The following is a 4,615-nucleotide window of genomic DNA, read 5'->3' as shown; positions in this document are numbered from 1 at the left end:
CTGGCTTTTCGTCCTATGCCGTCTGGTGGGCCAGCAGCGCCAGTGCTGTTATCAGGATCGCCAGGAGGGCGATCAGAGTCATCGGGCTCAGGGCCGCGAAGGGGTTCTCCTGCTGGAGTCGCTCGCGACTGGCCCGGCACACATGGCAGCGGCCCTCGGCTACGGGCGACGCGCAGTTCGCGCACACCAACCGGTCGTACGTCATGCGCCTCGCCCTCCTTGCAGTGGCCTCACACATACCTCAACGCTTCGTGGAACGGGTTCGTTCCTCTCCCCACTGTGCCAGGTTCCCCCGGAGGTTGCGCGGGCGCCTACGAAAGGGGTGGTTTCGGGCGGTTTCGCGGCCGCGGGTGGGTGGGGGCCGGTCGCGCCGTTCCCCGCGCCCCTTACGGAGCGCGGGTAGCGGTACAGTCACCGTCATCCATTCCCGACGGCCTGTGGTGCATCCGTGATCCGATTCGACAACGTGTCCAAGGTCTACCCCAAGCAGACCCGCCCCGCACTCAGGGATGTGTCCCTGGAGGTCGAGAAGGGCGAGTTCGTGTTCCTCGTGGGGTCCTCCGGCTCCGGAAAGTCCACCTTCCTGCGGCTGATCCTCCGGGAGGAGCGGTGCAGCCAGGGGCAGGTGCATGTCCTGGGCAAGGATCTCGCGCGCCTGTCCAACTGGAAGGTGCCGCAGATGCGCCGCCAGCTCGGGACGGTGTTCCAGGACTTCCGGCTGCTGCCGAACAAGACGGTCGGCGAGAACGTCGCCTTCGCGCAGGAGGTCATCGGCAAGTCGCGCGGTGAGATCCGCAAGTCCGTGCCGCAGGTGCTGGAGTTGGTCGGCCTCGGCGGCAAGGAGGAGCGGATGCCGGGCGAGCTGTCCGGTGGTGAGCAGCAACGCGTGGCGATCGCGCGGGCGTTCGTCAACCGGCCGAAGCTGCTGATCGCCGACGAGCCCACCGGCAACCTCGACCCGCAGACCTCCGTCGGCATCATGAAGCTGCTCGACCGGATCAACCGGACGGGCACCACCGTGGTGATGGCGACCCACGACCAGAACATCGTGGACCAGATGCGCAAGCGCGTCATCGAGCTGGAGAAGGGCCGTCTCGTCCGCGACCAGGCGCGCGGCGTCTACGGCTACCAGCACTGACCGCCACAGTCCACGGAAAGGCCCAGTAAGACGCCATGCGCGCCCAGTTCGTTCTGTCGGAGATCGGTGTCGGTCTCCGCCGCAACCTCACCATGACCTTCGCGGTCGTCATCTCGGTCGCCCTCTCGCTCGCCCTCTTCGGCGGCTCGCTGCTCATGCGCGACCAGGTGAGCTCGATGAAGGGCTACTGGTACGACAAGGTCCAGGTCTCCATCTTCCTGTGCAACAAGGCGGACGCGGAGGCGGACGCCAACTGCGCCAGGGGCGCCGTCACCTCGGAGCAGAAGAAGCAGATCAAGAGCGACCTGGACAAGCTCTCGATCGTGGACCAGGTCTACTACGAGTCGGCCGACGAGGCGTACAAGCACTACAAGGAGCAGTTCAAGGACTCCCCGCTGGCCGCCTCCCTCACGCCCGACCAGATGCAGGAGTCGTACCGGATCAAGCTCAAGGACCCGGAGAAGTACAAGGTGATCGACACCGCGTTCTCCGGGCGTGACGGAGTGCAGTCGGTCGAGGACCAGCGGGATGTGCTGGAGAACCTGTTCAACCTGCTCGGCGGCATGAACGTGGCGGCGCTCGGCGTGATGGGACTGATGCTGGTCGTCGCGCTGCTGCTGATCGTCAACACGGTGCGTGTCTCGGCGTTCAGCCGTCGGCGGGAGATCGGGATCATGCGCCTGGTGGGCGCCTCCGGCTTCTACATCCAGGCGCCGTTCATCATGGAGGCCGCGATCGCGGGCCTGATCGGCGCGGGCTTCGCGGGCACGCTGATCCTCGCCGGCAAGTACTTCCTGGTCGACCAGTGGCTCGCGGCGAAGATCCCTCTGGTCAGTTTCATCGGCTGGGACGTCGTCCTCGCCAAGCTCCCCCTGGTCATGGCGATCGGCCTGCTCATGCCCGCCCTCGCCGCCTTCGTCGCGCTGCGCAAGTATCTGAAGGTGTGACGCACGCCAACCGGGCCGTACCGGCAAGGACCGGTGCGGCCCTTCGGCTTGTCCTAGACTCGCCGACATGTCAGGCCCCCGCGACCTGTTCGCCCGCCCGTCGCCCACCACCGCCCTGTCCGACGCGGTGCGCGCGGTCCCCTCTGATTCGATCCGCCGCATCCGCCGCGGGGCGGCCCTGACACTGCTCTTCGCCGGCGTGCTCGTCACCGGCGCCGCGACCGGCTCCTTCGACGACCCCTACCGCACGGTGCCCACCGCCACGCGCGCACCCGGTCCCACGTCCGACGAGCCGCAGCAGGACGTCGCCGACGCCGCCGCCGAGGCCATGGCCGCGGGGAAGTCCCCGCTGGAGGCCGCCGAGCGCGCGGTCAGCCGCAGCGGCGACCGCTGGGGCGCGGTCTACTCCGAGGGCGAGTACGAACAGTTCGAGGACGCCCTCGACGGCGAGTACACCGGCGTCGGCCTCTGGGCGAAGCGCGACAGCGACGGCCGTATCGAGGTCGACCGGGTCCAGGAGGGCTCGCCCGCCGCCTCCGCCGGGATCCGCCCGGGCGACCGACTGGTCAGTATCGACGGCCACAAGGTCGACGGCCGCCCGGTCACCGAGGTGGTCTCCTTACTCCGCGGCGACACGCTCGACGACGAAGGCGGCGACGCGGGCAGCGCCGGGACCGCGGAGGACACAGCCGCCGGTACGACGGTGTCGCTGGGCCTGGAGCGCGGCACCCGCACATGGCAGCAGACGCTGCGCAGGGCCCGCCTCTCCACCGAGGACGTGACCGTCCGCACCCTCGCCGGCGGGATCACCGTCGTCAGGGTCGACGCCTTCACCAAGGGCTCCGGGGACATGGTGCGGGCCGCCGTCGAGCAGGCCACGGACGCCTCCGGCTTCGTCCTCGACCTCCGCGGCAACTCCGGCGGCCTGGTCACCGAGGCCGTCACCACCGCCTCCGCCTTCCTCGACGGTGGCCTCGTCGCCACCTACGACGTCAACGGCGAGCAGCGCGCCCTGCACGCCGACCCCGGCGGCGACACCGCCAGACCCCTGGTCGCGCTCGTCGACGGCGGCACGATGAGCGCGGCCGAGCTGCTCACGGGAGCCCTCCAGGACCGTGGCCGCGCGGTGGTCGTCGGCTCCCGCACCTTCGGCAAGGGCTCGGTCCAGATGCCGAGCCGTCTCCCCGACGGTTCCGTCGCCGAACTGACCGTCGGCCACTACCGCACCCCCTCCGGCCACAGCGTCGACGGCCGGGGCATCACCCCCGACCTCGAAGCGGACGACGACGCCCTCCAGCGGGCCGAGACGGTGCTCAGCGGCCTCGGGCAGTGAGCCGTCCCCGCTCGTACCGGCCTCGCCCCCGCTCGTACTGGCCCCCGCCGCGTTAATCGGCTTCCCGAGGAGCCCCTCCGTAGTGCGAAAATGGACGGCACTATGAGCAAGGGAATGTACGTACCCAAGGAGTCCCAGCCCAAGCAGGGCGGGGGGGCCGCCAAGTCCAGGGACGGCGAGAAGGGCGGCAAGCGCAAGATCGTCGCCCAGAACAAGAAGGCCCGGCACGACTACGCGATCATCGACACCTACGAGGCCGGACTCGTGCTCACCGGCACCGAGGTCAAGTCGCTGCGCGAGGGCCGTACCTCGCTGACCGACGGCTTCGTCCAGATCGACGGGGGCGAGGCGTGGCTCCACAACGCCCACATCCCCGAGTATCACCAGGGCAGCTGGACCAACCACGCCGCGCGCCGCAAGCGCAAGCTGCTGCTGCACCGCGAGGAGATCGACAAGCTGGAGTCGAAGGCGCAGGAGACGGGTCACACGATCGTGCCCCTCGCCGTGTACTTCAAGGACGGCCGGGCCAAGGCCGAGATCGCCCTCGCGCGCGGCAAGAAGGAGTACGACAAGCGCCAGACCCTGCGGGAGCAGCAGGACCGGCGGGAGGCGGCCCGCGCCGTCGCCGCGGCCAAGCGCAGGCAGCGTGGCTAGCCACGGCGGGGAATACGGTGGCACGCGCTCGCGTTGGTCACGTACGATGGCCCCTGCATCTCACAGCGGGTGCGCGTGCCCTCTCCGGAGGGATTGAAAACACAACATGGGGATGATCGGTTTCGACAGCGGATGTCGAAGCAGGGGAAGCGTGTCGAGGAAGCGGCCATGATCTCGTAAACCACAGGCCGAAAAAAATAATCGCCACTGTTAAGAGCGATTCTCCCAAGCAGTTCGCCCTCGCCGCCTGATCTCAGGTAGCGACGCGCGAGCTCCTTACTAAAGGGAGTGTCAGCCCGGGGCTGTTCCCGACCCGGATCCTGGCATCAGCTAGGGGACTAAACCTTGATCCCGGTCACGGGGTGAAGAGGGAAATCCAACAGTGACTGGGCCCGTCGGCGACTTGTTCGCGTGATCGCCGGGGCCGAGAAAAGCACAGCGAACTGCACACGGAGAAGCCCTGATTCCGCACCGTTGGACGCGGGTTCGATTCCCGCCATCTCCACGAAGCCACTGCGTGTGGCTCACCCCATGTGGGCGAAG

Annotated in this window: 5 protein-coding genes and 1 other RNA gene; 5 read left to right on the top strand and 1 reads right to left on the bottom strand. The window is 68.5% G+C overall.

What is annotated here, in order from left to right; all coding sequences use genetic code 11:
* Positions 1 to 13: 13 nt before the first annotated feature.
* A complete protein-coding gene (locus STRIP9103_RS23740; RefSeq protein ID WP_048820840.1) occupies positions 14 to 205 on the bottom strand; it encodes a hypothetical protein in 192 nt (63 codons plus the stop codon).
* A 243-nt stretch (positions 206 to 448) separates the two neighbouring features.
* Here STRIP9103_RS23740 and ftsE point away from each other — a divergent pair, with 243 nt between their 5' ends.
* The 5 genes from ftsE (at position 449) to ssrA (ending at position 4,580) form a co-directional block, all read left to right on the top strand.
* Positions 449 to 1,138, top strand: coding sequence for a cell division ATP-binding protein FtsE (gene ftsE, locus STRIP9103_RS23735; RefSeq protein WP_009320785.1), 690 nt, complete (start codon positions 449 to 451; stop codon positions 1,136 to 1,138).
* Positions 1,139 to 1,173: 35 nt separating this feature from the next.
* A complete protein-coding gene (gene ftsX, locus STRIP9103_RS23730) occupies positions 1,174 to 2,085 on the top strand; it encodes a permease-like cell division protein FtsX (protein ID WP_009320780.1) in 912 nt (303 codons plus the stop codon).
* A gap of 67 nt (positions 2,086 to 2,152) precedes the next feature.
* A complete protein-coding gene (locus STRIP9103_RS23725) occupies positions 2,153 to 3,418 on the top strand; it encodes a S41 family peptidase (RefSeq protein ID WP_009320787.1) in 1,266 nt (421 codons plus the stop codon).
* Between the two features lie 114 nt (positions 3,419 to 3,532).
* Entirely contained in the window at positions 3,533 to 4,072 is a 540-nt protein-coding gene (smpB, locus tag STRIP9103_RS23720; protein WP_048820841.1) for an SsrA-binding protein SmpB, read from the top strand.
* 108 nt (positions 4,073 to 4,180) lie between these two features.
* Positions 4,181 to 4,580, top strand: a transfer-messenger RNA (tmRNA) gene (gene ssrA, locus STRIP9103_RS45560).
* Positions 4,581 to 4,615: the final 35 nt, after the last annotated feature.

Source organism: Streptomyces ipomoeae 91-03 (assembly GCF_000317595.1).
Taxonomy (GTDB): domain Bacteria; phylum Actinomycetota; class Actinomycetes; order Streptomycetales; family Streptomycetaceae; genus Streptomyces; species Streptomyces ipomoeae.
Note: the sequence above shows the minus strand (reverse complement) of the source record. Positions and strands in the feature narration are given on the sequence as shown.